The organism is Streptomyces sp. NBRC 109706 (assembly GCF_000974485.1).
In the GTDB taxonomy this organism is placed as follows: domain Bacteria; phylum Actinomycetota; class Actinomycetes; order Streptomycetales; family Streptomycetaceae; genus Streptomyces.
Window position 1 is genome coordinate 164,598 of record NZ_BBOM01000006.1, and the last position, 26,231, is coordinate 190,828.

Sequence of the window (26,231 nt, forward strand, 5' to 3'; positions counted from 1 at the left end):
TTCAGTATCATGTGAGCTGTGAAGGCCACCCACGTGAAGCGGGCGTTCAAGTACCGCTTCTATCCGACAGGTGCGCAGGCGGCGGAGCTGTCGCGCACCTTCGGATGCGTGCGGAAGGTCTACAACCTGGCCCTTGCCGCGCGTACGGAGGCGTGGGGTCGGCAGGAGCGGGTGAACTACCACCAGACCTCGGCCATGCTGACGGCCTGGAAGAAGACCGAGGAGTACGCCTACCTCAACGACGTGTCCTCCGTCCCGCTGCAACAGGCGTTGCGGCACCTCCAGGTGGCGTTCACCAACTTCTTCGACAAGCGGGCCAAGTACCCGCGTTTCAAGTCGCGGAAGAGATCGCGGAAGTCGGCGGAGTACACCACCTCCGCGTTCCGCTTCCGGAACGGCCGGCTGACCCTGGCCAAGATGGCGGAGCCGTTGGACATCGTGTGGTCCCGCCCGCTTCCCGAGGGCGCGTCGCCGTCCACGGTGACCGTCTCCCAGGACCCGGCGGGGCGCTGGTATGTGTCCCTGGTGGTCCAGGACCCCACCATTCAGCGGCTCCCGGCCGCCGATACGGCCGTCGGTATCGACGTCGGGCTCGATCACCTGCTGACCCTCTCCACCGGGGGGAAGATCACCAACCCCAGGCACGAGCGTGAGGATCGTGCCCGTCTCGCCCAGGCTCAGCGCCAGTTGGCCCGTAAGGCCAAGGGGGATGGGGCCAACCGTGCCAAGGCCCGCCGCAAGGTCGCCAAGGTGTATGCCCGGATCGCTGACCGCAGGCGTGACCACCTGCACAAGCTGACCACTCGACTCGTTCGTGAACACCAAACGATCGTGATCGAGGACCTGTCGGTTCGGAACATGGTGAAGAACCGCTCCCTGGCCCGCGCCATCTCGGACGCGGCGTGGTCGGAGTTCAGGGGCATGTTGGAGTACAAGGCGGCCTGGTATGGGCGGGACGTGATCGCGGTCGACCGCTTCTTCCCCTCCTCCAAGCTGTGCTCGACCTGCGGCGCCGTGCGGAGCGGAATGCCGCTGCACATCCGCACCTGGACGTGCGCCGGCTGCGGGGCATCCCATGACCGGGACGTGAACGCGGCACGCAACCTTCTGGCCGTCGGGCTGACGGTGTCTGTCTGTGGAGCTGGTGTAAGACCTCAACGGAGTACTCCGGGCGGGCAGTCGGCGACGAAGCAGAAAACCCCACGGCGCGAGCCGTAGGGATCCCCTCGCTCACGAGGGGGGAAGTCAACCGTGGCTGGACGATGAACAACGACGGGGCGGACAGCGGCACCATGATCGGTCCCGGGCTCGGCGGCCAGCGGCAGATGCTGCGTCGGGCGTACGAGGACGCGGGCGTCCCGGTCACCGAGGTGGACTATGTCGAGGGCCACGGCACCGGCACCCCCGTCGGGGACCCGGTGGAACTCGGCGCGATCGGCGCCGAGTTGGGTGGCCGGGGGCTACGTCCCGGGGACCGGCCGCTGCTGGTCGGCTCGGTCAAGTCCAATATCGGGCACGCCGGTTCGGCGGCCGGTGTGCTCGGCCTCATCAAGAGTGTGCTGGTCCTCCAACACCGCGTCGTGCCGCCCTCGTTGCATGTGACCGAGCGCACCCTGGCGATCGACTGGGACGGGCTCGGCATCGATGTCCCGCGCACCGCAAGGCCGTTGACCGTCGAGGGCCGGCCGTTGACGGCGGGCGTGAGCGGCTTCGGCGTCTCCGGCACCAATGTGCATCTCGTGGTGAGCGAGGCCGGTTCCGGTGTCGAGCCCGGACGCGAGGGCGCCGAAGCCGCCCCTCAAGCGGCAGGCGGGGAACATCTGTTGGCGCTGTCCGCCGCGTCGCCCGAGGCGCTGCTCGCCCGCGCCCGCGACCTCGGCAAACACCTCGGCGAACACCTCACCGGCGCCGCGGACCACGGGCGGCTTCACGACATCTGCCACACCGCCGCCGTGCGCCGCACCCACCACGACTACCGGCTGGCGGTCGTCGGCGACAGTCACCGGGCGATGGCCGACCGGCTGCGGGAAACGTGCGAGGCGTGGGAGCAGGGCGGCGAGCCGGTGTACGCGAACGGTGCGCGGGTGGCGTTCGTCTTCTCCGGTCAAGGCTCGCAGTGGGTCGGGATGGGCCGCGAACTGCTGGCGGTCTCCCCCGTTTTCCGGGCCACGATGGAGCGCTGCGACGAGGCCGTCGGCGCCGAGACGGGCTGGTCGGTGATCGAACGGCTCGGCGACGGCACCGATCTGGTCGCGGAGAGCGTGGCCGTCGTGCATCCGGTGCTGTGGGCGATCCAGGTGTCGCTGGCCGAGACCTGGCGGGCCTGGGGTGTCGAACCGGATGTCGTGCTGGGCCACAGCATGGGGGAGGTCGCCGCCGCCTGCGCCTCGGGCGCGCTGAGCCTCGCCGACGGCGCCACGGTCATCTGCCGACGCAGCCGGCTGATCCGCCAACGGGTCTCCGGCCGGGGCACCATGGCGGTGGCCGCCCTGACCTCCGACGAGGCGGAACAACTCATCGGGAGCTGGCGGTGAACGTGTCGGTGGCGGCCAGCAACGGGCCGCGCACCACCGTCATCGAGCTGCGGGGCAGCCTGCGGATCTCCCGGGGGCAGTCCACGGCGCCGGCGGCACCGGCGGCCCCCGTTCCGGCACCGGAACCGGCACCGGCACCGGCACCGACGCCGTGGACGGCGCCGGATGTCGCCGTGCGGTCGGTCCCCGAACCGGCCTCCCAACCGGCCCCCGACGAGCGGCCGTTGGCTGACCGGGTGGCGGAGCAGGTCGCCGCGGTCCTCCGCACGCCCGTCGCCAGGCTTGAGCCGAACAAGCCCCTCCACAGGCTGGGGATGGACTCCCTCATGGGCGCCGAGCTGCGCACCCGCCTGGAGCAGGCCCTCGGGATCGACGTCCCCGTGACGGAGCTGACCCGGGGCACGACCACCGCGGGACTGGCCCGCGCCCTGGCCGCTCGGGCCTCGGCCTGACGCGCCACCGAACGCCACCGAACGCCGGAAGACGGGAAAAGAGCGAGAGATGACCACGGATCTGTACGAACTCGGTGAGCGGCCTCCGCTGGGCGAGGTTTCCGCGCGGATGCACGCGTCCGTCATCCGCCCGGAGCGGTACGGCGAGCCGAGCTGGGGCTTCGCGATGGAGGTCGTGGACGTGCCGCGCGTCGGCCGGGGCCAGGTGCTGGTCTATGTGATGGCCGCCGGCATCAACTACAACAACGTGTGGGCCTCGCTCGGCTACCCGTACGACGTCGTCGGCGGCCGGCGGAAGCAGGGCGCGACGGAGAACTTCCACATCGGCGGCTCCGAGGGCTCCGGGATCGTCTGGGCGGTGGGCGAGGGCGTCACCTCGGTCGCGGTCGGCGACGAGATCCTGATGTCGGGATGCCAGTGGGACGAGACGGCGCCGGACATCCGCCTGGGCGGGGACCCCATAGCGTCGGTCACCCAGTCCGCCTGGGGATACGAGACCAACTACGGCTCGTTCGCCCAGTTCGCGCTGGTCGACGACTACCAGTGCCATCCGAAGCCGGCCGGTCTCTCCTGGGAACAGGCCGCCGGCCTGCTGTTGACCGGCGCGACCGCCTACCGCCAACTGTGCGGCTGGGCGCCGCATACGGTCCAGCCGGGCGATCCGGTGCTGATCTGGGGCGGCGCCGGCGGCCTCGGGACGATGGGCATCCAGATCACCCGACTCCGCGGCGGGGTGCCCGTCGTGGTGGTCTCGGACGACGAACGGGGGAAGTTCTGCGTCGACCTGGGCGCCGAGGGCTATATCAACCGCAACGACTTCACCCACTGGGGGCGTCTGCCGGACACCCGGGACACCGGGGCGATGGCCGAATGGCTGAAGGGCGCCCGCGCCTTCGGGAGAAGGTTCTGGGAGATCCTGGGCGAACGGAAATCGCCGAAGATCGTGCTGGAACACACCGGCCAGAACACCATTCCCACCTCCATGTACCTGTGCGACAACGCGGGGATGGTCGTCATCTGCGGCGGCACCACGGGGTACAACGCGGACGTCGACCTGCGGTTTCTGTGGATGCGTCAGAAACGCCTGCAGGGCTCGCACTTCGCCAGCAACCGGGAGTGCCGCGAGGTGATCGAACTGGCCGCCAACGGCCGGCTGGACCCCTGCGTCTCCTGGATCGGCGACCTCCGACAGACGGGCGAGGCCCACCAGTTGATGTACGAGAACAAACACCCCGCCGGCAACCTGGCCGTCCGCGTCAACGCCCCGGCCCCGAGTTAGGCGGCCGACCCCCGCCGGACGAGGGTCCGGCGGGGGCCCGGCGGTGGGGGTTCACGGGAGGGTGCGGCGGAGGGTGTGGAAGGTGGCGGCGAGGGTGGCGGCGGTGAGGATGAGGAGGATGCCGGTTTCGACGAGTTGAATGGGCCAGTAGTGCGCGGTGGGGTGGAACTTCGCGTAGAAGTCGACCGCTCCGTGCTCCGCCAGGCAGGCGGCCCGGGCGCCGCAGTCGAGGCCGTTGACGCGTTCTCCGGCTTCCGTGATCATGCCGAGTTCGAGTTGGTCGACATGGTTGAGGGAGGCGTCCCACGGGCCTCGTCGCTCCGTCGCCGGCCAGAGGGAGGAGCGGAAACGGTCGCCCAGGTGGTACGCCAGTCCGATGCCGGCCACGGCCAGGCCCGTCGCCGGGAGGGTGCGCCGGGTGAGCAGCGCCGCCAGGGCGCCGAGCGCCAGGCCGAGCAGCACATACGCCGGGCCGACCGGTCCCGCGGCGTGGAAGTACTCGCTGTGCCAGCGGTTGACCCCACCGTCCGCGCCGGCGAGCCAGCGCCACCGGAAGAGCAGGGTCAGCACCGCCGTACCGGCGAGGAGCGCCGCCGCAGGCACGGCCAGCTTCATGGCGAGCCAGCGGGCCGGGGAGACGGACTGCGTCCAGACCAGGGTGACGGTGCCGCGTTCCCACTCCCGGCCGATCAGCGCGGCGCCGACGCAGGCGGCGATGCCGGGGGCCAGCCAGGCGAGGAGTTGGGCGGACCGGAGTTCGTGGACCTCGTTCAGCCCGACGGCTCCGGCGACGACCAGCAGCGCCAGGCCCCACAGCGGAGCCCGGTGCAGCCGCGACACCGCCAGGGCCAGGCCACGGTTCGGGGACTGCGGGGATCGTGAGAGCAACGTCATGCGACGGCCTCCTGGCTCGGTGCGGGCGAGGCGCTTCCGGTGAACAGGGCGGGAGCGGCGGGGTTGCGGAGATGGGCCAGGATCAGCTCCTCCAGGGAGGGCTCCTCGGCCAGCCACGAGGCGTCGTCGACCGGCCCCCGCGGGCGCACCAGCGCGGTGTGGCCACGGCCGGTCGCGCCGGACTCCACGACGGTGTGCGGCGCGAAGTCCGGTGAGGTGCCGGTGAGTCGGGTGTGCGCGGTCAGCAGGCGCTCGCTCTCCCCGGCGAGCCTGATCCGCCCGTCGCCGAGCAGCAGCAGATAGTCGCAGGCGCTCTCCAACTCGGCGACGACATGGGAGGACATGACGACGCTGGTGCCGTGCTCGACGGCGGCGGCCAGCAGGGCGCCCATCAGCTCCTGGCGGGCGACCGGATCCAGATCCGCCATCGGCTCGTCCAGCAGCAGCAGTTCCGCGCGTTTGCCCAGGGCCAGCGCGAGGGCGACCCGGGTGCGCTGGCCGCCGGAGAGGGCGCGGATCCTGGCGTTCGGCTCCAGACCGGCGCCGTACGCGGCCCGTTCGGCGGCCTGCTGGTCCCAGCGCCCGGGGTTGAGGTCGGCGCCGAGGCGGAGCGTGGCCGCCACGGTGAGCCGCGGGTACAGCGGGCGGTTCTGCGCCACATAGCCGATCCGCGCCCTGGACTCGGCCGGTCCCGCGCCGAGCACCCGCAGCGTTCCTCCCGTCGGGCGGCGCAGCCCCGCCGCCAGTGACAGCAGCGTGGACTTGCCGGCGCCGTTCGGGCCGACCAGTGCGCAGATCCGACCGGCGGGCAGCCGGAAGGAGCAGTCGCTCAGGACCGGAGCGCGGCGGCCGTGGCGCATCACGACCCGCCGTGCCTCAAGTGCGGCTGGTTCCCTGCTCATCGCTCTCCCCGCTCTCCCTCGGTGAACTCCTGCTCCAGCGCGGAGCTGAACAGTGCGGCGACGTCATCGCGGGCGAGCCCGCCGGCGCGGGCGCGCCGCATCCAGTCGGTCAGCTCGGCGGCGAACGGCGACCGGTTCGGCGCCGCGCCCAGCGACTTCCGCACAAAGGTGCCGAGGCCGCGTCGGGCCTCCACCAGGCCCTCGCGCTCCAGTTCGCGATAGGCCTTGAGCACGGTGTTCGGGTTGATGGCGGTTGCCTCCACCACCGCGCGGGCGGTGGGCAGTTGGTCGCCCGGTTCGAGCAGGCCAAGACGCAGGGCCTGCTTTGTCTGCTGGACGATCTGCAGATACGTGGCCACACCCGTTCTCCGGTCGATCCGGTACTCGATCACCTCAACCCCCTTTCACTACTTGATTAGTGAAAGGGTGATGCAGCATCGGGCCCCGCGTCAAGTCCGCCTGTCCGGCGCGGTGTTGGCGGGTTCGGCATATCCCGGTGTGGTTGCGGGTAGAGGCTGAGCGCCGTCGGTCCCTCGGGGCGCGTCGGCGGTGGCCGGGAAGGGCGGGGTGCGGCTCGCCGATGGAGCGTCCATGCTGCGAATCCACTTCACCCCCGAGGACATGGCGCGGGTCAGGGTGGCGCCAGGTCCTGACTTCCTGTGGGAGATCACCAACAGCGTGCAGACGTTGCAACGGACCGACGGGGAGCGGGTGTTCGGCGCCTGGCGCCGTTGGGCGCGGCCCCGGCTGCCGCAGAGCCGACGGCTGCTCTCGCCGCTGCTGCCGCCCTACGGCTACTCGCCGGACTTCCTCACCCCCACGTCCGGCGACCGCACCACCCTCCAGTCCGCCGTCGACACCCTGCTCGGCACCCCACGCCCCCGGCTGCGCCAGGAGTTGACGCGGCTGGCCGCCTCCACCCGGCTGCCCGGCTGGACGCGCGCGCTCGCCGAGGGCGACGCGGACACCCTGGCGCGGCTGGGCGACGCGCTCCACGCCTACCAGGCGCAGGCGCTCCTCCCGCACTGGCGGCAGGTCCGCGCGGAGATCGACGCGGACCGCGCCCTGCGGTTGCAGAGCCTGATGGACGGCGGCACCGAGTGCCTGCTGGCGAGCCTCGGCCCCGACACCCGCTGGCGCCCGCCCGTGCTGGAGGTCAACTGTCCGGTGGACCAGCAGCTGCATCTGGCCGGCCGGGGGCTGGTGTTGCAGCCCTCGTTCTTCTGCTGGCCGGCCCCTACGACGCTCGCGGACGGCAGGCTGCCGCCCGTCCTGGTCCATCCGATCCACCACTCGGCCGACTGGGCCTCGCGGTCGGCCGGGCCGTCGGCGGCGACGGGCCGCGATCCGCTGGGGCGCCTCCTCGGGAAGACCAGGGCGGAGCTGCTGCGGGCCGCCCGCACCGGCTGCTCGACGGTGGAGGTCGCGCGGATGTTGCGGGTGACGCACCCGGCCGTCAGCCAGCATATGAACGTGCTGCGCGCCGCCGGCCTGATCACCACGGTCCGCACAGCCGGCCGCGCCTTCCATCTCGCGACGGCGGAGGGGCGCGCGCTGCTGGCGGCGGAGGACCGCGGCGCGGGCGGCGCCATCGGTGAGGGTCCGGGCGCCGGGGTCAGTGAGGATCCGGGCGGCGGGGTCGGCGAAGATTCGAGCGGCGGGGCGCCCATGTAAGCCTGGGCTTACGTCTCTTGTGCCGGTCCGGGGCGGGGCAGCACCCTTGCCTCTCGTACGGCCGTTCCCCAGGCCCCGCCCGCGCACGTCCGCCGTCCCGGTCAAGGGCGTGAGGGCCCGATTCCCCCCCGGAGGCCATGTTGAGCACGCACCGTCCGAGCCGTCCCACCCGTCCGACCCGCAGGGGTGCCCTGAAGGCCGCCGCCGGGATCACCGCGCTGACGGCCCTCGGCGGGGCCGGCCTCGTGGCGTCGGCCTCCGCCGCGCACGCCGCCGGCGACGGCTTCGGCCTGCGCATCGTCGACCGCGCCGAGAGCGACCCCAGGATGTGGTACTACCGTTTCGCCACCGACGAGATCGGCTGGGACCCCGGGGTCAACGTCCTTCTCCCGGACGGCTACCACACCTCGGGGCGCCGCTATCCGGTCCTCTACCTCTTCCACGGCGGCGGCGTCGACCAGGACTTCATCAGCTTCGACCGGCTGGGCATCCGCGCCTGGACGGCGGGGAAGCCGCTGATCGTGGTGATGCCCGACGGCGGCAGCGCCGGCTGGTACTCCAACCCGGTCAACACCAATGTCGGCCCCCGCAACTGGGAGAACTTCCATATCAACCAGCTGCTGCCCTGGGTCGACGCCAACTTCCGCACCTACGCGGAGTACGACGGCCGCGCCGTCTCCGGGTTCTCCATGGGCGGGTTCGGCGCGCTGAAGTACGCGGCCAAGTACTACGGGCACTTCGCCTCCGTCAGCTCCCACTCCGGACCGGCCAGCCTGCGCCGGGACTTCGGCCTGGTCACCCACTGGGCCAACGTCTCGTCGGCCGCCGTGGAGTTGGGCGGCGGCACGGTCTACGGGGCGCCGCTGTGGGACGAGGCACGGGTCACGGCCGACAACCCGGTGCAGCGGGTGGAGAGCTACCGCAACAAGCGGGTGTTCCTGGTGGCCGGCACCAGCCCCGACCCGGTCAACTGGTTCGACACCGTCAACGAGACCCAGGTACTCGCCGGCCAGCGGGAGTTCCGCGGCGTTCTCGGCTCGGCCGGGATCCCGCACGAATGGCATGAGCCGGCGGGCGGCCACTTCGTCCGCCCCGACCTCTTCCTCCGCGACCTGGACGGGATCGTCGCCCGTCTCCGCAGGGCCTGACCTCCCCGGTACGGCCTGACCTCCCCCGTTCCCCCCACGCGTCGGCCCCGGGAGTCCCGTCATGCGCGAATCGAACGAACCCTCACGTTCACCTTCCGGCCGGCCGGCCGGGCCGAGCCGGCGGGCGTTGCTGCGCTCCGGCGCGGTCGGCGGGCTCGCGCTGGCGGGCGTCGGCGCCGGCGCCCCGGGGGCGGCCGCCGCCGCGCCGCCGGCCACCGGGGCGAAGGTGCGCGACCTCACCGGGCCCGCCCAGACCGGCCGGTTCGCCGCGCCCTGGACGGACCTCGGCATCCCGGCGCGGTGCCCCGACGGCTCGCTGCTCTTCGTCTGCGGCGACACCTTCGACGGCGACGGCGTCGGCGGCCCCGACTGGCGGTCGCCCGTGGGGCTGCGCTCGTCCGATCCCGCGCCCGAATCGCTTCTCATCGACGGCAGCGTCGGCGGCGCCCGCGCCGTCGGCCTCGTCCCCGAGGGTCACACGGGCGGCACCACCGCCATTCCGTCCGATGTCTTCACCATCGGGTCGACGATGTATATGCACCTCATGCGCGGGGTGATCTACCAGACCCACCACACGGACTTCTGGCGCTCCGACGACAACGGCGAGACCTGGCAGTACCTCTGCCAGTGGCCGGGCGACCAACACGGCGGCCAGTTCCAGCAGAAGACGTACGCGGTCGCCGACGACGGCTACTGCTACGTCCTCTCGACGGCCTTCAACCGCGAGGTGACCTCGGCGCTGCTGCTGCACCGGGTGCCACAGAACGCCCTGGGCGATCCGGCGGCCTACGAGCCCTGGGGGTACGCGGGCGGCGTCTGGGCCTGGGGCCATCCGCCGACCTCGGTGACGGCCGCGCGCCGCTGGGGCGAGATCTGCTTCCGGGCCATGGCCGGCAGGTACGCGCTGACCTGGCTCAACATGAGCCCGTTGGACATCAGGGCGCAGATCTTCGCGCTGCCCACGTCGAACCTGTTCACCACCCCGGAACAGACGATGATCGTTCCGACCGTGCCGGGACTGGAGGGCGGCAACGCGGTGGCAAGCCCCTACGGCGGCTTCATCATCCCGGGGTCGAGCTTCGACGACCTCCATATCGCCGTCAGCCAGTGGTACGACAACCAGAACTACCGGGTCATGCAGTACCGGATCAACGGGCTGCTGGCGGGCTGACCGGCCCCGGCTCGGGCGCGCCGCCACGGAGTCCGTCGAGTATCACCGTCGAGACCGCGTCATCGGCCTTGGCGCCGGGCCGGCAGACGACCATGCTGAACAGTTCGAGGATCTCGGCCGGGGCGAGGTCGGCGCGGACGCTGCCGTCCCGCTGCCCCCGGACGATGACCGCCGTGAGCGACCGATTGCCCTCCTCGCTCAGCGCATCCAGAGCTTCGGTGCTCGGCAGGTCCTGTGTCAGGGTCTTGACCAGGGCCAACGGCAGCCCGGCGCAGTGCCGCGCGATCTCGTTGAGGTCCCGCCATCCCGTTGCCCCCGCTGCCCGCTCGGCCTCGACCTGGCGGGTGAGGGCCAACAGGCCCCGCATGGCGTCCGCGGCGATCTCAATCACCAACGCCCGCCGGTCGGGGAAGTGCCGGTAGAGGGTGCCGACGGCGACGCCCGCCGTATGGGCGATCTCCTCCATCGAGACGGCCGGACCGCGCGCCGCGAACAGGCCGAGCGCGGCGGCGACGATCCGCCCACGGTTACGCCGCGCGTCCGCCCGCATCATCCACTTCCGTCCCGCGTAGCCACTGAGTCGTTCCCGGGTTCGTTCCCGGGTCGTTCCTGCGTCGCCGCTCAGGTTATGCTGCCTAACCTGAAGACGAGCTTCACCTTCTGGTACTGCTCCTGCTTCTTCCGTCCTTCTCGCTCTTCCCGATCCTCCGATTCGAGGTCCCCATGCTGATAGGCACCTATGTCACGGGAGTCGGCGCCACCCTGCCCGCCGTGCTGGACGAGGTCCGAGCCGCGCGGGCGGCCGGGCTGGACAGCGTCTACTTCCCGCAGTTGACCGGATGGGATCCGCTGACCCTGACCGCGCTGGCCGGACGTGAGGTGCCGGACATCGGCCTGGGCACCGCCATCGTGCGGACCTACCCGACCCATCCGCTGGCCCTCGCCGGCCAGGCACTGACCGCGCAGGCGGCGACGGACGGCCGTCTCACCCTGGGCGTCGGTCCCAGCCACCGGCAGATCATCGAGGGCGCCTACGGGCTCTCCTTCGAGCGTCCGGCCCGCCATACGCGGGAGTATCTGGAGGCCCTTGGGCCGCTGTTGCGCGGCGAGACCGTGCAGTACCGGGGGGAGACGGTCGCGGCGAACGGCTCGATCGACGCGGTCGGCGTCCGTCCTCCGTCGGTGCTGCTCTCCGCGCTGGGGCCGGTGATGCTGCGCATCGCCGGCGAGTTGACCGACGGCACCACCACCACCTGGGCGGGGCCCGACCTGATCGCCGAACACATCACCCCGGCCCTCCGGACGGCCGCCGAGGCGGCGGGACGCCCCACACCGCGCGTCGTCGCTTCGACAATCGGCGCCGTGACCGCCCGACCCGACGCGCTCCGCGAGGAGATCGCGGCGGCCTACGGAATCGCCGGCGACTTCGCGAGCTACCGGCGGATCATCGACCTCCAGAACCTCTCCGGCCCCCAGGACACCGCCCTCCTCGGCGACGAGTCCACCCTCGCCAAGGAGATCAACCGCTTCGCGGCGGCCGGCGTGACAGAACTCCTCTTCGGCATCATCGGCACCCCGGACGAACAACACCGCACCCTCGACTTCCTCGCCGAACTCCGCACCCAGCGCGCGGAATCGACCACCTGACACCGCCCGCCGGCGGTTCAGGCCGGTCGGGGTGTGGTCGGTTGGGCGCTGGGGTGGCGGCGGCGGTGGTAGGCGATGGCGAGGGCCGTGACCAGGGGGCCCCAGGCCGCGAGGGGGAGATAGGCGCCGACGAGGGCGACGCGTTGGACGCCGGGGCTGGTCATCTCCGAGACGGGGGTGCCGTAGCCGGCATGGACGCCCCAGGCGGCATAGGCGCAGGCGGCGATGACGATCAGGCCGCCCACCAGCGCCGGCACCGTGGCGGCCGGCGGGGGCACCCGACGGCCGCCGACGAACGGGAGCCGGCGCGGCGTCACCTCGCCCCAGGACTGCACCAGCCCCAGGGCCAGCATGGCGACGCCGAGTTGGCCGACGCTGAGCACGGTCAGGTACGGGTACTCCCACCCGTGCAGACGCATCTCCTGGTGCACCGGAACGCGCGCGACCAGCGCGATGCGCCACAGGACCGACGGAATGTTGACCAGGACCACCGCGAACGCCGAGATCCTGGCCCACCTCGGCACATCGGGCAACGTCCGGAACAACGGGTGCCCCGCGACGCGTCCACGGAGCCCGACCACCCTGCCGACCATCCGAGTTCCCCCTCCTCGCGCCAACTCCCCAGCGGCATCGTCTCCCGTGGAACACCCCCGCCGGATCGTCCCCGTAGCTGGTTCGACTACGCCCGGAGGATGACCTTCGTCCTGACCGGTCGGCGCGGCTAGGGCATGTCGCTGTCGCGGGTGAGGTGTTCGATGAGGTGGCGGGCGCGGGTGTTTTCGTGGAGGAGGGTGGTGACCAGGGGGGCGGTGTCCGTGGTCGTTTCGAGGTAGTGGGAGGGGGGTCGGGGGTCGGTGGGTGGGAGCCGTACGGTGTCGGTGTCGAGGGCGTGGTGGACCGATGCGTAGTCGATGCCCCGGTGGGCCAGTCGCTCGCCGCCGGCGTACCACCGGGTCGGGAACGGGCCGCGTAGGCGCACCAGATGGGGGTAGCGCCGGGCGACCTCGTGGAGGGCGAGGACGGCCAGCAGGATGTGTTCGGTGCCGACCGTTCGGTCGCCACGGCGGCGGGCCTGCTCGTGGGTCTCCTCGGTGAGCCAGGGCTGTTGGACGGGCCCTCGCGCGTAGCGGGCGCGGCCGAGGAGGATGTCACGGGTGGGGTGCAGGCGGGGGTCGAGCAGCAGGGCCCGCAGCAGATGTGCGGTGCCGAACCTGCTTGCGCCCTCCCGTCGCGCCAACTCCATCGCGGCGGTGAGCGCCCGCGCGGCGGCGCCGGTGTAACTGACGTTTCGCCGACCGGAGTTGCCCAGGACATCCCGGGCCGCGATGGTCCGTTCGGCGGCTTCGGCGGCTTCGGCGGCCTCGGCGGCCTCGGCGGCTTCGGCGGCCTCGGTGTCGCGCCAGGCGTCGTCCCGTAGCGCCGTCAGCAGATGTCTGGTGCCGACGGCGCCGCCCTTCTCGCGCGCGCGGCGAGCGGCGGCGGCCAGTACCGCCCTTGCGCTTCGGTCGGGCTCCGGCACCGCCACCACCTCCGAACTCCTCCCCCAGGGGGACAGGCATGGCCGGGACCCTGCGGCGAACGGTTGGGAGTGGCGGCTCCGGGGCTTCTGTGGCGTCGGCCGGGCGCCGGGGGCGGGTGGACGGTGGCCCTGTCCGCCGGCTGGCGTGTTCTGTGAACCGGCCGGCGGGGCACGGGCGTTCAGCCGTCGAGAAGGCGGCGGGCCTCGGAGAGCAGGCGGAGCAGTTCGGTGCGGGTCGGGCCGTCGGGGCCCGGGGCGGGGGCGGCCGGTCGGGGGATGTGGCGGGTGAGGACCTGGAGGGCCACGGCGGCCTGGCGGGCGAAGAGGGCGAGGACATCGAGTTCGGAGAGGCCCGATCTGGCCTGCGGTGAGGGGTCGAGCACTTCGAGGACGCCGAGGACGTCGTCGCCGTGGACCAGCGGGGCGGCCATCAGCGCGTTCGGCACATACCCGGTCGACTTGGCGATGCTGCGGTCGAACGACGGGTTGGCGTGCAGATCGTCGACGACCATCGGTTCGCCGGAGGCGGCGACCCAGCCGGCGATGCCCCGGCCGGCCGGGAAGCGGGAGCCGACCAGGAACTCCTCGCCCTGCCCCGCGACGGCGCCGAAGATCATCTCGTCGGCCTCGGCGTCGAGCAGCAGGACGGAGCTGGCCTGCGCTCCGAAGATGGCGCAGGCGGTTTCGACCACCGACTGCAGGAGTTCCGTCACCGCCGGATCGGGGCCGGGTCCGGTGGGCGCGGCGGGCTTGATCGTCTGGGCCATGAGGTCCCCTTCCGCCTCGGCGGCGTCAACGTTGTCCATGGACGCGGACGTTGGCTGCGGACGTGTACAGGGCGTTCTTGAGTTGGAACGGTGTCAGCCGGGGGCGGCTGGACAGGATGCGGGCGCAGAGGCCGGCGATGAACGGGGTGGCGTAGCTGTTGCCCGAGCTGCGGATCTCGCTGCCGCCGAGCCAGGCGACGCGGACCTTCTGGCCGGGGGCGAAGAACTCCACCGGCGGCGCCGGGTTGTAGAGGTGGAGGTTGGGGTCGTCCTCCTGGTGGCTGCCGACGGAGATCACCGAGGAGAACCGCCAGGGGAAGCTCTCCACCCGGGTGTTGTGCGCGGAGGCGACGATGACGGTGCGCTGGAAGTACGCCTCGTCGGCGAGTTTGCGGAGTTCGTCGGCGAACCGGACGTGGGTGGTCGACAGGCTGAGGTTCACCACGTCGAACCGCTGGCGGACGGCCCATCGGATGCCTTCGAGGAGGACGTCGCCGCTGCCGGAGAACCGCTCGCCGAGGACCCGGACGCTGAAGAGTTCGCAGTCGGGCGCGGTTCTGCGGATGATGCCGGCGCAGGCGGTGCCGTGGCCGCAGGCGTCGCCGAGGTCGGTCTCCTCGACCCGGAGCCCTTCGTCGTCCTTGAGGGCCCGCCAGGTTCCGGCGAGGGGGCCGACAAGGGGGTGGTCGGATTCGACGCCCGAGTCGACGACGCAGACCCGGACGCCGCGTCCGGTGCCGCCGATCAACGGTCCCTCGGCAGCGGTCGGGGGATCGGGCGCGTCGGCCTCGACGGGCACATCGGCGGGGCCACGGCCACGGAGTCCCCAGGTGAGGCCGGGCGGTGGGGTGCGGGCGGTGGTCATGGGGATACCTCCACGCCGGTGTCGGACGCGGCCGTGACATCGGTGACGGACTCGGTGAACGAGTCGGTGACGGTGTCGCCGGCGGCGTCGGTCATGGCTCTGGCCTGGCGGACGGCGGGGAGATGCCCCTTGGCGGCGAAGCGGCGGCGCGCCAGCACGGCGGCGGCCGCGGCCTCGTCCCGGTGGCCGGACGCGAGTGCGGTGTGCGCGAAGTCCAGGGCGGCGTACCCCTGGACGATCGGGGAGTCGGTGCCGGCGGCGGTCGCGCGGGCGCGGTGGGCCAGCCGCATCGCGGCGTCCCGGTCGCCTTCGGCGGCGGCGATCCGGGCGCGCAGCCCGTCGAGGTCGGCGGAGTCGGCACGGGGTCCGGCGGCATCGGCAGAGCTACCGGAAGCGGCGTCGGCAGCAGCATCGGAAGCGGCATCGGAAGCCGCGTCGGAAAAGGCGTCGGCAGAGGCGTCGCCGGCGGCGTCCAGCGCGTGGCGGGCGGCGGCCGGGGCGCCGAGGTCGAGATGGATGCGCGCGGCGTCGAGCAGCGCGCCGCGCAGCAGTCCGGTGGCGCCGAGGCTCCGGGCGGCGGCGGCCGCGAGATCCAGCTGGCGCAGCGCCTCGGCGCGGCGGCCCCCGAGGTCGGCGACGGTCGCGGTGAAGAGCGGGAGGAAGACGTCGGCCTCGGCGTAGCCGAGCCGCCGGGCGAGGCGTTCGGCCTCGGCGAGGTCGGCCAGGGCGCCGTCCGCCTCGTCGTCGAGGGCGCGCAGTACGGCCAGGGTGCAGCTGAGGGTCAGCCGGACGGCCGGGCGGCCCTGGCCGTGGTCGGCGAGGAGCCGCCGGCAGTGCGCGACGGCGGCGGTGACGGGTTTGGGCCCGCGCCAGAGCGAGACGCCGATGGCGCCGAGGGCCGCGGCGCGCTCCGGTTCCGCGTTGTCCCTGACGGCGTGGTCGAGCGCGCGGGCGAGGAACCGTTCGGCAACGCCGTGCTGGCCGCGTTCCTGGTCGAGTTGGGCGATCCGCAGACAGGCCCTGGCCTGGCCGAGGTGGTCGTCGGCGGCCTCGAAGAGCGGCAGCGTCGCCCGGGCGACCTCGGCCGGCGAGTGGCCGCCGGTGCCGCCGAAGGAGGCCAGGACGAGGCGGGCGTGGGCTGCCTCCAGCCGGTCGGCCTCGGTTTCCGGGGCGGTGGCCAGCAACTCTTCGAGGAGGGCCCGGCCTTCGGCGCCGCGTCCCAGGTCGAGCAGGGTCTGGCCGAGTCGTCTACGGGCGCCGGTGCTGTGCGGTTCGCGGGGCCGGTAGTGGTCGACGGCCCGGGTGAGGAGGCCGGCGGCCCAGACGGGGTCGGCGTGCGCCAGGGCCAGCCGGCCGGCCTCGGCCAGCGCGTCGGCGGCCTGGCGGCGCAGCCGGTCGGTGCCCGGGTCCTGGCCGCCCAACTCGACGCGGTAGCGGTGGGCCTGCTCCAGATGGGCGCCGACGGCGGCGGCGCCGCTGGTCCGGACGGAGTCCGAACGGGCGGCGCGTTCATGGCGACGGGCCCGGTCCCGTTTGGGCTGGCTGTCGTAGACGACCTCCTGGATGAGCCCGCCGGCGAAGCGGAACGTCTCGCCGTCCTGGATGATCAGACGGTGGCGCGCCAGCCGGTCCAGGGTGGCCAGCAGCTCCGGGCGGAGGTGGGCGCCGCCGGGCGCCGACTCGGAGTGGTCGGCCAGATCGAGGAGTTCGTCGGCGGTGAAGTCCCGGCCCAGCACGGAGGCCAGGCCCAGGGCGCGCCGTTCGGGTGGGTCGAGCGCGTCGATCCTGGCGCCGATCAGGGCCTGCAGCGGGAGCGGGACGCCGCCGGGGGCGGTGCCGGACGCGCCCTCGGTGATCAGCAGGTGTTCGAGGTGCAGCGGGTTGCCGCCGGCCCGTTCCAGGATGGCGTCGGAGAGCGGCTGTCGGGCCGGCGATCCCTCGTCCCTGGCGGCGAGTTCGGCGGCGAGGAGGCGGGCCTCCTCGTCGGGGAGGCCGGCGAGCGGAAGCGCCTCGCCGGCGAGTTCCGGCCGCCGGTCCAGGAGTTGGGGCCGGGTGAGCAGCACGACGAGAACGGCGGCGTCGGTGAGGACGCCAAGCGTCTGGTCGAGAACGTCGAAGAACGGGTCGGCGGCCCAGTGGCAGTCGTCGATCACCAGGATCGCGGGCCGGCGCGCGGTGGCGGTGGTGAGGTCGGTGAGGACCTGGGCGAGCGCGGCGCAGGTGGCGTCGACGGACGGGTGCGGAGTGCCGTTGCGCAGCAACCCCTGCTGGAGTAGCGCGAGTTCGGGCGAGGCGGGGAGGGTGTCCTCGGTGCGCAGCAGGGAGGCGACGGCGTCGGCGAGCGGCCCGAGGCTGGGCTGTTCGCCGCGTGCCCGGCCCCGGCCGACGCCGTGCCGGCGGCGGCCGGCCCTCGCGGTGGTCCTGCGCAGCCATTCGCGCAGCAGCCGGGTCTTGCCCTGTCCCGCGGCGCCGCTCACCACCATGCGGGTGGCCAGCCTGTCGTCCATCGCCTGGGCCAACGCCGCGTCCAGCGCGGCGAGTTCGGAGGCCCGGCCGACAAGGGCGACATCGGATCCCCGGGGCCCGTCCGGCCTTTCCCCCTCGTCCAGGCCGAGCAGCCGGTGGGCGGGCACCGGCTCGTTCCTGCCCTTGACCCGCAGCGGCGCGATCCGCGCGACCCGGACGCCCGGGCCCGCGGCGCGGAGGGTGTCGGCGCCGATCAGGATCTCGCCGGCGGCGGCGTTCTGTTCCAGCCGGGCGGCGACGTTCACGATCTCGCCGGAGACCATCGCCTGCCGCGCGGTGGACGAACCGGTCACCGCCCGACCGGTGTTGATGCCGATGCGCATCTCCAGGCGGACGCCGATGGTGGTCGCGAGCCGGTCGTTCAGCTCGGCCAGCGCCGCGCGCATGGCGAGGGCGGCGGCAATGGCCTGCCGGGCGTCGTCCTCCCGGACGGTCGGCACGCCGAAGACCGCCATCACCGCGTCGCCGATGAACTTCTCGACGGTGCCCCCGTGTTCCTCGATGCCCAGCCGCATCCGGTCGAACCAGCGCAGGCTCACCGAGCGGAGGGTCTCCGCGTCGAGCGTGCCGGAGAGCGCGGTGGAGCCGACCAGATCGCAGAAGAGCACCGTCACCACCTTGCGTCCGGTGGCCCTGCCGGTGGCCGCGGTGGAGCCGCACGGCTTGCCGCAGAGATGGCAGAACCGCGCGTCGGACGGCAGCTCGCGCCGGCACGGGGCGCAGAACATGGGGTTCCTCCCAAACGACCGGACCCTCGGGGGTCAGAACTCGGGGCAGGACTCGGTCAGAACAGGGCGCCGCCCGCGACATCGGCGTGCGCCTGCACCTCGGGGGCGGCCTCGTCGAGCCGCACCTTGATGTCGATCAGCAGCGACAGCTCCTCAGACGTCAGGCTGCCGAGCACGGCCCGCTGTTCGTCGCTGAGCAGGTCGAAGTCGACGCCGGCCGCCGCGAGATCGTCGAGCGTGGGCCCGGACGGGGTGGGTTCGGTCATGGGTGTCCTCCGGGATGGTGCGGTGCTTCGGTCGCCTGGTCGGTCGCCTGGTCCGTCGGCAGGTCGCCCGGCGGGGGTCCGCTCGGCGGCGGGTCGCTCGCGAGGGAGCGGAAGAGCTGGGTGAGCAGCCCCGCCGTGTGCAGCGCGCTGACGGAGACCACCGTCCGTTGCCGCGCGGTCAGCGGCAGCCCGTCGAACTCCCGCAGCAGCTCGTCGAGATGGCCGTCGTCCAGCGCCGCGTGTTCGCGGAGGGTGCGGAATGCGGCGGGCGGCAGCCCCGTCGCCTCGGCGAGCCGGTCGGGGAGCCAGGGCGCCGGGGCGTTGCCCTCCAGCACCGCCATATAGCCGAGCAGCGCGACCGGATGCTCGTGCTCGACGCGGTAGTACTGTGCCCCGGCGAGTTCGACGACGGCCCGGTGCGGCGCCTCGTCCCGGTGCCCGCCGGCGGCGGCCAGGTCCGCCAACAGCCAGACGTCGTGGTCGCGTTCCTCCTCGGCGTGCCGGCGGTAGTAGGCGGCCAGCCGGGGTGCCCAGGGATCGTCGAGGTCGGCGCAGCGGGCGGCGGCGCGTTCCAGCAGCGGCACCGAGGCGACCAACAGCGGGTGCATCGCGGCCAGATAGCGGAGATAGCGCTCCCTCAGCCCGTCCGGGCGCCAGAGGCGTTCGATGGCGCGGTGCAACGCCGGAGTGGCGAGCGCGAGCTTGGCGCCGAGGGCGGCGGAAGGGGTGGCGGAAGGGGTGACGGGGGGCGCGACGGTCATCGGCCGGCCTTCGCCTCGGCGGGGGCGAGCGTCACCAGGTCGGCATAGCGGGCGCAGCCGAAGCGCCGGACGAAGGCGGCCGGTCCGGCGGCGCGTTGCTCGTCGGCGGTGAGCCGATCGAGGAGCGCACCTACCCGGCCGGCCGCCTCCCGCGTCGCGCCTTCGGTGACCGTGGGCTGTTCGCCGAGCCCGTGACAGGCGCGGCAGTAGCCCTCGGCGGGCGGCGACGGGGCATAGCGGGCATGGAGTCGGCGCGGGCCGATGGCCCGCACCAGGCGGAGCAGCGGAGAGTCGAGGGAACGGGCCCTGATGGTGGGCCAGTCGTCGTCCGCGATATGGCCGAGGCGCAGATGCGGGGGAACGGGGCGGCGGTCGATGGTGCGCTGGCTGCAGCAGGCGACCACGGTGCCGTCGAACGCGATGGTCGGCCAGGCCGCCATGGCGCACGGCGGGGCGGCCAAGTCGCTGTGGGTGTGCGGAGGTTGGGGCAGCAGCCGGGCGCCTCGGCCGAGCGGCCTGACCTCGTTGACCAGCATCGGCACCCGGTCGGCGAACGTGCGTCTGATCTCGGCGACGGCGTCGGCCAGATAGGGGTCGTCGGGGCCGCTGCCGGTGAGGTGGACGCTCACCGGGGTGCCGGCGTCGAGCACCGTCCGCAGGGCGCGGAGCACGGCGGCGCGGGGGACCTCGCGTTCGTGGTGCGCGTCCAGGCTGGCGGAGAAGTGGTCGAGCGCGGCGATGGTCGCCAGCACGGGGCGGGGGACGCGGCCCTGGCGGGCGAAGAACATGCCGCTCAGCAGCGCGACCCGGGTTCCGGACCGCTGGGCCGATCTGGTGAGCCGGAGGGCGAGCCGGGGCAGCAGCAGCGGTTCCCCGCCGGTCAGCAGCACCACATCGGGTCGGTCCGTCGGCTGGAACGAGTCGACGAACCGCAGCAGTTGCCTGGAGTCCGGCCGTGCGGTCGTGGCCAGCGACGAGTTGGTGGAACAGTGTGCGCAGCTGAGCGGGCAGCGGCGGGTGAGCGCCACCAGCAGGCCGGCGCCGGGCGCGGGGCGCAGCCCGATAAGCTCCGCGAGTTCCATCTGCCCCTCCCCTCCGCCGAGTTGCCGCGGCCGGCTCCCGCCACCGGGACGGCACAGGGGGGCCACCGGGACAACACAGCCGTGCGGAATCCTGCCCCGGTCGGGAGATTTCCGGCCTTGTAACGCCTGGTGAGCGGTTAATGCGCAGGTCAGCACGGGTCGTGCGAGACCTGCCCCGGCCCGGCGCCCGCCTCGGGACCCGGTCCAAGGCCCCGAAAGCGCCTATACCGGTGTCCAACCGACGGCCAGTCGTTCCCATACCGGGGCTCCGTAGGTTGATCGGTCAGTCGGCGCAGCGGACGCCGTCACCCCCGTTAGGAGGTCAGCATGTCCGAGGACAAGAACGTGGAACCGGCTGAGACCGAGGGCGAGGAGATCGAGGTCGTCGCGCACAGCGAGGACGAGGAGTTGGCGGGCTGCGTCATCAACAACAGCAGCGCGCTCAACTGATGCAGGCGGTCCGCCCGGCTCCCGGTTTCAGGCGCCGGGGGTCGGGCGGGCCGCGCGGTCAGTGACCGGACAGTCGCCGAGCCGTCAAGGGAGCGCCGAGTGACCTCCGTTGTCCCATCAGCCCAGCGCCGGTATCCGCGAGCGGTCCGGCAGGACGTTGTCGAAGAGCTGCACGGAAGGCGCGTCGCGGATCCGTACCGCTGGCTGGAGGATCCGGCGGCGGACGCCACGGTGCGCTGGGGCGAGGCGCAGGACGCCCTGTACGAGGCGGAGCGCGCGAGCTGGCCGGGTCTGGGGCGCTGGCACGACGAGGTGGCCCGGCTCACCGCCGTCGACCGCGCGACGCCCCCCACGGTCCGTGGCGAACGGGCGTTCTGGCAGCGGCAGTTGGCAGACGATGAGCATCCGGTGCTGATGGTGGCCGAGGGCGGCGCGGAACGGGTGCTGCTGGACCCCTTCTCGCTCGACCCGTCGGGCCGCACGGTGCTCGACGCCTGGCAACCCTCCCTGGAGGGCGGGCTGTTGGCGTACCAGGTGTCGGTGAACGGCACCGAGGACTCCCGGCTCCGGGTGATCGAGGTGGCGACCGGGAAGGTCGTGGACGGTCCGGTGGGCCGGATGCGACGGTCCTCGGTGGCCTGGCTGCCGGGCGGCGAGGCGTTCTACTACGTTCGGCATCGGGGCCCGGGGGCGCCGCCCGGCGAGGAGCGCTACCACCGGCGGGTGTATCTGCACCGGGTGGGCACCGCGCCCGAGTCGGATGTGCTGGTGTTCGGCGAGGGCCGGGAGAAGACCGAGTTCTACAGCGTCTCGGTGACCTCGGACGGCCGTTGGCTCTGCGTCACCGCGACCCTGGGCACCGGGCGCGGCACCGATCTCTTCCTCGCCGACCTGGCGGAGAGCCCGCCCGACCGGCCCCGGCTGCGGCCCGTCCAGGAGGGCATGGACGCGGCCACCCGGCTGCACGCGGTGCCGGGCACGGGGCCGCGCGACACGGTGTGGCTGCGCACCGACCGGGGGGCGGCGCGCGGTCGGGTCGTCGCCTGCCGCCCGGTCGATCTGGAGCGCGGTCCCGGCGCGTGGCGGGAGGTGGTCGCGGAACGTCCGGACGCCGTGCTGACCCATCTGGTGGTGCTGTCGGGGCCCCAACTCGACCGCCCGCTGGGGTTGGTGGCCTGGGTCCGGCATATGGCGGCCGAGGTGACCGTGCACGATCTCGTCGACGGCCGGCTGCTCGCCGAGGTGCCGCTGCCGGGCACCGGCGCGGTCGGCGACTTCACGGCGGGGCCGCACGGCAGCGGTCTCGCGTGGTTCGCCTACACCGACTTCGGCACCCCGCCACGGGTGCTGTGCTTCGACGCCGGGACCCTGGGCGTGACCCGCTGGGAGCGGGACGTGCCCGACGCCCCCGAGCTGGGCGGCGCGGTCACCCGTCGGGTCACCTTCACCTCCGGGGACGGCACCCGGGCCCGGATGTTTGTGATCTCGCCCGGCGGCCGGCCGGACGAGCCGCGGCCCGCGTTGCTCGCCGGCTACGGCGGGTTCGGGCAGACCATGACCCCCCGGCACCGGGCGCAGGTGTTGGCCTGGGTGCGGGCCGGCGGGGTCTTCGCCTGGGCCGGGTTGCGTGGTGGCGGCGAGGAGGGCGAGGAATGGCACCGGGCGGGCAGCGGCGCCAACAAACAGAACACCTTTGACGACTTCGCCGCGGCGGCCGACCATCTGGTCGCCGAGGGGTGGGCGGCCGAGGGGCGGATCGGGATCATCGGAGGTTCCAATGGCGGACTCCTCGTCGGAGCGGCCCTCACCCAGTGGCCGGGAACATTCGCCGCTGTCGTGTGCATGTCCCCGTTGCTGGACATGGTTCGTTACGAGCTTTCGGGGCTGGGCCCCAGCTGGGTGCCCGAGTACGGCAGCGCCCGGGACCCGGAGCAACTGCGCACGCTGCTGAGCTATTCGCCGTACCACCGGGTCACGCCGGGCACCGCCTATCCGGCGGTGCTGCTGACTGCGTCCGAGGGCGACACCAGAACGGATCCGCTGCACGCGCGGAAGATGTGCGCCGCGCTGCAGCACGCCACCTCGGGCCAGGGCCCGGTGCTGCTGCGCCGGGAACGCGGCGTCGGCCACGGCGTGCGGGCCGCGTCCAGCGCGGTGGCCCTGCAGGCCGAGTGCCTGGCGTTCACCGCCGCGCGGCTCGGCCTGGCGGCGCCACGGCGGTCGGGGCCGTCGGGGCCGGCGGGGCGGGAGGAGGCGTGAGGGTTCTGCTCTGTCCGCTCAGCGACGGCGGCTATCTCTATCCGACGATCGCCGTCGGGCGGGAGTTGCGCCGCCGGGGCCACCGGGTCGATGTGCTGGGCCGGTCGACGGCCGCGCCCTTCGCGGCGGAGGCGGGGCTGCCGTTCGTGCCGGCCGAGGAGTTGGGCGGGCGGCGGGCGTTCTCCGCCACCTGGTGGGGGCCGACGGGACCGGCGCAGTACCGGGCGACGGTGCGCGCCGCCAGGGCGACGGGCGCCGATCTGCTGGTCACCTCGGTGCTGTGCAACGGTGCCCTGTTGGCCGCCGAGAAACTGGACCTTCCGGTGGTGGTGGTCGGCCTCGCGGCCCATCTGTGGGACTACCGGTCGGGTGGCGACGGCGAGCCACAACTGGGCAGGACCAGGGCGAACCGGACCCGGGAGTCCCTGCTGCTGTACGCCGGGGTGCGGGAGGAGGCCGGTCTCTCGGGGCGGGCCGCCCGCTGGGACGATCCGCTGCTGGGCGACGCGCTGCTGCTGAGGGGCGATGCGCGGCTTGAGTACCCGGGCGCCCAACTCCCGGACCGGGTCGTGCGGGTGGGCCCGCTGGCCTGGGAGCCGGCGGCCGATCCGGCGGAGGTCGAGGAGATCGACGCCCGACTGGCACGGACCGGGAAGCCCCTCGTCTACGTCCATCTGGGCCGCTCCTTCGGCGGCGGCGGCCTCTGGCCCCGGCTCAACGAGCTGTTCACCGGCGGCCGGTTCCAGGCCGTGGTGGAACGGGGCCGGTCCACCGATCCGACGCCGGCGCCCGATGCGGACATCCTGCTGGTGCGCAAGCCCTGGTTGGGGCCGCTCGTCGACCGCGCCGGTCTGGTCCTCACCAATGGCACCTCGACTCCCGTGCTGGGCGCGCTGCTGCGCGGCCGGCCCCTGGTGACCTCCCCCAACGGCTCGGAACAGCCGCTGCTCTCCCTCGCCTGCGAACGCGCCGGGGTCGCCCTGCGCGTCCCCGGGGCGGCGGCCGGCCTGACGGCGCCGGTCGAGTTCGCCTGGCGGGACCAGGGACTGCGGGCGCGGGCGCGCGCGCTCGGCCGGCGGCTGGGGGCGGTCAACAGCGCGGCCCGCGCGGCCGACACCGTCGAGCGGGTGTCCCAGGGCATCCGCGACCCCGAGGAGTTCCATGGATACACGATCAGTCGACACTGACGAGGCCGTGGCGCGTCTTTCGACGGACGCCCGACAGTGGCTGGTGCGGCACGCGGGCTATCTCGACTCGGCGGCCGGGCACGCCCGACTGCCGCTGACCCCACGGGTCAAGGCCCTGTTGCAGCTGGCGCTGCTGCGTCACTACTGGGCCGGGACCCGGCCGGCCGACGAGGGGCTGCGGGCGGTGACCGAGATCGTCGAAGGGGCCTGGCGGCGCCCCGACTTCCCGCATGTCGAACGGCTCGATCCGCGCTACGGGAAGCAGTTGGGGTTCATTCTGGCGGCCCTGGCGCCGCCCGGTGTCGAGCCGGCCCGCGCGGCGCTGGACCGGTATGTGGCCAACGGCTATCTGACGCCGCACCGGAAGTCGCACTATCTACGTCTGGAGACCAGGTTCCACGCCGATCTGGCCGGGGTCCCCCACCAACTGGCGGCCTACGCCGAGCTGTACGCGGCGAGCCTGCTCGCGCGCTGCCACACCCTGCCGATCGACGAGCTGGATGTCTGCGAGATCACCCACAGCGTCTTCTATCTCAGCGACTTCGGCCGCCGCGACCCCGGGCTGACGGGCGACGACCTGACGCGCGCCAGGGACGTCGTGCGGCGGCTCACCGAGATCAGCGTGCGCGGCGGCACCTGGGACCATGCCGCGAAACTCGTCCTCGCCCAGCACTGCCTGGGCCAGCGGCCGACCCGCACCGCGTCGGGAGCGGCCGCCATCCACATGCTCGACGCGGCGCGGACGGCGGACGGCGCCATCCCGGGGAAAGCGGCCGCCGCCAGGACCGCGCCGACGGCGACCGAGGAATGGCGCTTCCGCGACGCCTACCAGCCGACCCTCGGCACGGCCCTGGCGACGCTGCTGATCACCGGTGGACAGACGGCCGCGCCGGCCCCGGCGGGCGGCGCGGCGGAGCGGGAGGCACGATGAGTCTCGACCAGGCCGAACGCGCCGTCGGCGCACGCCTGTTGCCCGGCGCGAAGAACTGGTGGTTCCTCGGCCCCGGCGGGGTCGCCCGGCTCCGCGATGGGCATGTCACCCCCGAGGGCGCGCTCAGGCCCGACGCCCGACGCCAACTGCGGGAGAGCGGACTGCTCGCCACGACGGCCGTCCGCTCCTACGCGCTGACCGTGCTCACCAGCACCCACTGCAACCTGGGCTGCGGCTACTGCTTCCAGAACATCGCGCAGGACCCGACCGGCGGCAGCCGCCCGCCCCGGATGCCACAGACCCGGCTCACCTCGGCGACCATCACCTCCGTGCTGGACTTCACCCGCCGGCAGATGGCGGCAGTGGGCCTGGAGAAGCTGCGCATCCTCCTCTTCGGCGGCGAACCCCTGCTCAACCCCAAGGGCTGCCTCGAACTCCTGGAGCGCGCCCGGGACTTCGGGCTCGACTCGGCCTGGATGATCTCCAACGCCACACTGCTCACCCCGGCGTTGGCCGGGCAACTCGGCGCCCTCGGGCTGGACTCGATCCAGGTCACCTTCGACGGGGACCGGCCCGACCACGACCGCATCCGGATCGCGCGCGCCGACGGCGGCGGCACCTACGACACCATCGTCCGCAATATCGCCCGCGCCTCCCAGGTCTCGGAGATCGGATGGCGGCTGCGGGTGAACGTCTCCCAGGAGAACTTCGACGGTATCGACGGGCTGTTGGAGCGGCTGGCGACCGATGTCGACCCCGGGCGCTGCACGCTGTACTTCGCCAGGGTCGGCGATGTGGGCATCGGCTACGCCAACGACCTGCTGCACAACGGCGAGTTGGCCGCCACGTTCAGCCGCTGGCAGCGCCGCGCGCTGGATCTCGGCTTCACCGTGAGCCGCCCGGACGCCCACCGCGTCTGCGCCACCTGCGGCCACACCGGCGGCCGTTACGGCGCGGTGGTCAGCGCCGACGGGACGCTGGCCAGCTGCTGGGAGACGGCCGGCAAACCCGACTGGGACGTCGGCTCCGTCACCGACGGCTATCTGCCCGATGAGACCACCAGGGAGCGGTGGGTCGGCTGCGAGGACCTCTACCGCTACCACGACGACGCCCCGACGCTCCGCACCTTCCGGGACAGCGTCGACGCGGCGCTGCTCGACTATCTGCACGAGACGGGGCGACTGTAGCG

At 73.1% G+C, this 26,231-nt stretch carries 25 protein-coding genes; 13 read left to right on the forward strand and 12 right to left on the reverse strand.

From position 1 onward, the window contains the following. Positions 1-18: 18 nt before the first annotated feature. The 4 genes from AOM46_RS11005 to ccrA are packed head-to-tail and all read left to right on the forward strand — an operon-like array spanning position 19 to position 4,265. Positions 19-1,218: an RNA-guided endonuclease TnpB family protein gene (locus AOM46_RS11005; protein ID WP_062209150.1), complete on the forward strand. Its 1,200-nt coding sequence runs from the start codon at positions 19-21 to the stop codon at positions 1,216-1,218. 44 nt (positions 1,219-1,262) lie between these two features. Continuing rightward, complete coding sequence (locus tag AOM46_RS11010; RefSeq protein ID WP_062209152.1) at positions 1,263-2,534, forward strand: acyltransferase domain-containing protein; 1,272 nt, start codon at positions 1,263-1,265, stop codon at positions 2,532-2,534. Next, positions 2,531-2,986: an acyl carrier protein gene (locus tag AOM46_RS31875; protein ID WP_078856714.1), complete on the forward strand. Its 456-nt coding sequence runs from the start codon at positions 2,531-2,533 to the stop codon at positions 2,984-2,986. The genes AOM46_RS11010 and AOM46_RS31875 overlap by 4 nt, the downstream gene beginning before the upstream one ends. 49 nt (positions 2,987-3,035) lie before the next feature. Continuing rightward, positions 3,036-4,265: a crotonyl-CoA carboxylase/reductase gene (gene ccrA / locus AOM46_RS11025; RefSeq protein WP_062209161.1), complete on the forward strand. Its 1,230-nt coding sequence runs from the start codon at positions 3,036-3,038 to the stop codon at positions 4,263-4,265. Between the two features lie 51 nt (positions 4,266-4,316). Here the strand turns inward: ccrA and AOM46_RS11030 are convergent, their stop codons facing one another. Genes AOM46_RS11030 through AOM46_RS11040 form a run of 3 tightly spaced genes read right to left on the reverse strand, consistent with a single transcriptional unit; the run spans position 4,317 to position 6,453 of the window. Continuing rightward, entirely contained in the window at positions 4,317-5,159 is an 843-nt protein-coding gene (locus AOM46_RS11030) for a hypothetical protein (protein WP_062209164.1), read from the reverse strand. Next, positions 5,156-6,061 carry an ABC transporter ATP-binding protein gene (locus tag AOM46_RS11035; RefSeq protein WP_062209167.1) on the reverse strand — a complete coding sequence of 302 codons (906 nt, stop codon included), beginning with the start codon at positions 6,059-6,061 and terminating at the stop codon, positions 5,156-5,158. The genes AOM46_RS11030 and AOM46_RS11035 overlap by 4 nt, the downstream gene beginning before the upstream one ends. Then, entirely contained in the window at positions 6,058-6,453 is a 396-nt protein-coding gene (locus AOM46_RS11040) for a GntR family transcriptional regulator (protein ID WP_062209170.1), read from the reverse strand. Before AOM46_RS11040 ends, AOM46_RS11035 begins: the two co-directional genes overlap by 4 nt. A gap of 199 nt (positions 6,454-6,652) precedes the next feature. Here AOM46_RS11040 and AOM46_RS11045 point away from each other — a divergent pair, with 199 nt between their 5' ends. The 3 genes from AOM46_RS11045 (at position 6,653) to AOM46_RS11055 (ending at position 10,054) form a co-directional block, all read left to right on the forward strand. Continuing rightward, positions 6,653-7,735 (forward strand): helix-turn-helix transcriptional regulator, encoded by a 1,083-nt coding sequence (locus AOM46_RS11045; RefSeq protein ID WP_107080049.1) that lies wholly within the window; start codon positions 6,653-6,655, stop codon positions 7,733-7,735. A 137-nt stretch (positions 7,736-7,872) separates the two neighbouring features. Further along, positions 7,873-8,883: an alpha/beta hydrolase family protein gene (locus AOM46_RS11050; RefSeq protein ID WP_062209172.1), complete on the forward strand. Its 1,011-nt coding sequence runs from the start codon at positions 7,873-7,875 to the stop codon at positions 8,881-8,883. A 61-nt stretch (positions 8,884-8,944) separates the two neighbouring features. Further along, complete coding sequence (locus AOM46_RS11055; protein WP_062209175.1) at positions 8,945-10,054, forward strand: DUF4185 domain-containing protein; 1,110 nt, start codon at positions 8,945-8,947, stop codon at positions 10,052-10,054. Here the strand turns inward: AOM46_RS11055 and AOM46_RS11060 are convergent. Beyond that, positions 10,032-10,607 carry a TetR/AcrR family transcriptional regulator gene (locus AOM46_RS11060; protein ID WP_199823956.1) on the reverse strand — a complete coding sequence of 192 codons (576 nt, stop codon included), beginning with the start codon at positions 10,605-10,607 and terminating at the stop codon, positions 10,032-10,034. The two genes, AOM46_RS11055 and AOM46_RS11060, sit on opposite strands and share 23 nt — an antisense overlap. A 170-nt stretch (positions 10,608-10,777) precedes the next feature. Between AOM46_RS11060 and AOM46_RS11065 the strand changes: the two genes are divergently transcribed. Beyond that, positions 10,778-11,701 (forward strand): TIGR03564 family F420-dependent LLM class oxidoreductase, encoded by a 924-nt coding sequence (locus tag AOM46_RS11065; RefSeq protein WP_062209177.1) that lies wholly within the window; start codon positions 10,778-10,780, stop codon positions 11,699-11,701. A 17-nt stretch (positions 11,702-11,718) separates the two neighbouring features. Here the strand turns inward: AOM46_RS11065 and AOM46_RS11070 are convergent, their stop codons facing one another. From AOM46_RS11070 to AOM46_RS11105, 8 genes are all read right to left on the reverse strand, one after another. Beyond that, a complete protein-coding gene (locus tag AOM46_RS11070) occupies positions 11,719-12,294 on the reverse strand; it encodes a hypothetical protein (protein WP_062209180.1) in 576 nt (191 codons plus the stop codon). A gap of 128 nt (positions 12,295-12,422) precedes the next feature. Continuing rightward, positions 12,423-13,229 (reverse strand): Clp protease N-terminal domain-containing protein, encoded by an 807-nt coding sequence (locus AOM46_RS35275; RefSeq protein ID WP_062209182.1) that lies wholly within the window; start codon positions 13,227-13,229, stop codon positions 12,423-12,425. Between the two features lie 170 nt (positions 13,230-13,399). Next, positions 13,400-14,026: a GAF domain-containing protein gene (locus AOM46_RS11080; RefSeq protein ID WP_370592681.1), complete on the reverse strand. Its 627-nt coding sequence runs from the start codon at positions 14,024-14,026 to the stop codon at positions 13,400-13,402. Then, complete coding sequence (locus AOM46_RS11085) at positions 14,013-14,852, reverse strand: S8 family serine peptidase (protein WP_062209184.1); 840 nt, start codon at positions 14,850-14,852, stop codon at positions 14,013-14,015. Before AOM46_RS11085 ends, AOM46_RS11080 begins: the two co-directional genes overlap by 14 nt. Then, positions 14,849-18,106, reverse strand: coding sequence for an adenylate/guanylate cyclase domain-containing protein (locus AOM46_RS11090; RefSeq protein WP_067226128.1), 3,258 nt, complete (start codon positions 18,104-18,106; stop codon positions 14,849-14,851). Before AOM46_RS11090 ends, AOM46_RS11085 begins: the two co-directional genes overlap by 4 nt. A gap of 56 nt (positions 18,107-18,162) precedes the next feature. Then, positions 18,163-18,372, reverse strand: a complete 210-nt coding sequence (locus AOM46_RS11095) for an aroma-sacti cluster domain-containing protein (RefSeq protein ID WP_062209186.1) — start codon at positions 18,370-18,372, stop codon at positions 18,163-18,165. Beyond that, complete coding sequence (locus tag AOM46_RS11100; protein WP_234313733.1) at positions 18,369-19,133, reverse strand: iron-containing redox enzyme family protein; 765 nt, start codon at positions 19,131-19,133, stop codon at positions 18,369-18,371. Before AOM46_RS11100 ends, AOM46_RS11095 begins: the two co-directional genes overlap by 4 nt. Continuing rightward, on the reverse strand, positions 19,130-20,215 hold the full coding sequence (locus AOM46_RS11105) for a radical SAM protein (protein WP_062209188.1): 1,086 nt from the start codon (positions 20,213-20,215) through the stop codon (positions 19,130-19,132). The genes AOM46_RS11100 and AOM46_RS11105 overlap by 4 nt, the downstream gene beginning before the upstream one ends. 327 nt (positions 20,216-20,542) lie before the next feature. On the opposite strand from AOM46_RS11105, the gene AOM46_RS35830 reads away from it, so the two are divergent. From AOM46_RS35830 to AOM46_RS11125, 5 genes are all read left to right on the forward strand, one after another. After that, the gene (locus AOM46_RS35830; RefSeq protein WP_267887799.1) at positions 20,543-20,665 is read left to right on the forward strand and encodes a hypothetical protein; all 123 of its coding nucleotides are present in this window, start codon (positions 20,543-20,545) and stop codon (positions 20,663-20,665) included. Between the two features lie 99 nt (positions 20,666-20,764). Further along, positions 20,765-22,924 carry a prolyl oligopeptidase family protein gene (locus tag AOM46_RS11110; RefSeq protein ID WP_062209190.1) on the forward strand — a complete coding sequence of 720 codons (2,160 nt, stop codon included), beginning with the start codon at positions 20,765-20,767 and terminating at the stop codon, positions 22,922-22,924. Next, positions 22,921-24,111, forward strand: coding sequence for a glycosyltransferase (locus AOM46_RS11115; protein WP_062209192.1), 1,191 nt, complete (start codon positions 22,921-22,923; stop codon positions 24,109-24,111). The genes AOM46_RS11110 and AOM46_RS11115 overlap by 4 nt, the downstream gene beginning before the upstream one ends. Next, complete coding sequence (locus AOM46_RS11120; protein ID WP_062209194.1) at positions 24,086-25,042, forward strand: hypothetical protein; 957 nt, start codon at positions 24,086-24,088, stop codon at positions 25,040-25,042. The genes AOM46_RS11115 and AOM46_RS11120 overlap by 26 nt, the downstream gene beginning before the upstream one ends. After that, positions 25,039-26,229, forward strand: a complete 1,191-nt coding sequence (locus AOM46_RS11125; RefSeq protein ID WP_062209196.1) for a radical SAM protein — start codon at positions 25,039-25,041, stop codon at positions 26,227-26,229. The genes AOM46_RS11120 and AOM46_RS11125 overlap by 4 nt, the downstream gene beginning before the upstream one ends. The last annotated feature ends 2 nt before the right edge of the window (positions 26,230-26,231 follow it).

What these genes read in the sequence shown, in the direction of transcription:
- AOM46_RS11045 (WP_107080049.1), top strand. Translation starts at nt 6,653, where the DNA reads ATGCTGCGAATCCACTTCACCCCCGAGGACATGGCGCGGGTCAGGGTG.
- AOM46_RS11050 (WP_062209172.1), top strand. Translation starts at nt 7,873, where the DNA reads ATGTTGAGCACGCACCGTCCGAGCCGTCCCACCCGTCCGACCCGCAGG.
- AOM46_RS11060 (WP_199823956.1), bottom strand. Translation starts at nt 10,607, where the DNA reads ATGATGCGGGCGGACGCGCGGCGTAACCGTGGGCGGATCGTCGCCGCC.
- AOM46_RS11030 (WP_062209164.1), bottom strand. Translation starts at nt 5,159, where the DNA reads ATGACGTTGCTCTCACGATCCCCGCAGTCCCCGAACCGTGGCCTGGCC.
- AOM46_RS11095 (WP_062209186.1), bottom strand. Translation starts at nt 18,372, where the DNA reads ATGACCGAACCCACCCCGTCCGGGCCCACGCTCGACGATCTCGCGGCG.
- AOM46_RS11010 (WP_062209152.1), top strand. Translation starts at nt 1,263, where the DNA reads ATGAACAACGACGGGGCGGACAGCGGCACCATGATCGGTCCCGGGCTC.
- AOM46_RS11090 (WP_067226128.1), bottom strand. Translation starts at nt 18,106, where the DNA reads ATGTTCTGCGCCCCGTGCCGGCGCGAGCTGCCGTCCGACGCGCGGTTC.
- AOM46_RS11085 (WP_062209184.1), bottom strand. Translation starts at nt 14,852, where the DNA reads ATGACCACCGCCCGCACCCCACCGCCCGGCCTCACCTGGGGACTCCGT.
- AOM46_RS35830 (WP_267887799.1), top strand. Translation starts at nt 20,543, where the DNA reads ATGTCCGAGGACAAGAACGTGGAACCGGCTGAGACCGAGGGCGAGGAG.
- AOM46_RS11055 (WP_062209175.1), top strand. Translation starts at nt 8,945, where the DNA reads ATGCGCGAATCGAACGAACCCTCACGTTCACCTTCCGGCCGGCCGGCC.
- AOM46_RS11080 (WP_370592681.1), bottom strand. Translation starts at nt 14,026, where the DNA reads ATGGACAACGTTGACGCCGCCGAGGCGGAAGGGGACCTCATGGCCCAG.
- AOM46_RS11065 (WP_062209177.1), top strand. Translation starts at nt 10,778, where the DNA reads ATGCTGATAGGCACCTATGTCACGGGAGTCGGCGCCACCCTGCCCGCC.
- AOM46_RS11035 (WP_062209167.1), bottom strand. Translation starts at nt 6,061, where the DNA reads ATGAGCAGGGAACCAGCCGCACTTGAGGCACGGCGGGTCGTGATGCGC.
- ccrA (WP_062209161.1), top strand. Translation starts at nt 3,036, where the DNA reads ATGACCACGGATCTGTACGAACTCGGTGAGCGGCCTCCGCTGGGCGAG.
- AOM46_RS11120 (WP_062209194.1), top strand. Translation starts at nt 24,086, where the DNA reads ATGGATACACGATCAGTCGACACTGACGAGGCCGTGGCGCGTCTTTCG.
- AOM46_RS11105 (WP_062209188.1), bottom strand. Translation starts at nt 20,215, where the DNA reads ATGGAACTCGCGGAGCTTATCGGGCTGCGCCCCGCGCCCGGCGCCGGC.
- AOM46_RS11070 (WP_062209180.1), bottom strand. Translation starts at nt 12,294, where the DNA reads ATGGTCGGCAGGGTGGTCGGGCTCCGTGGACGCGTCGCGGGGCACCCG.
- AOM46_RS11100 (WP_234313733.1), bottom strand. Translation starts at nt 19,133, where the DNA reads ATGACCGTCGCGCCCCCCGTCACCCCTTCCGCCACCCCTTCCGCCGCC.
- AOM46_RS11125 (WP_062209196.1), top strand. Translation starts at nt 25,039, where the DNA reads ATGAGTCTCGACCAGGCCGAACGCGCCGTCGGCGCACGCCTGTTGCCC.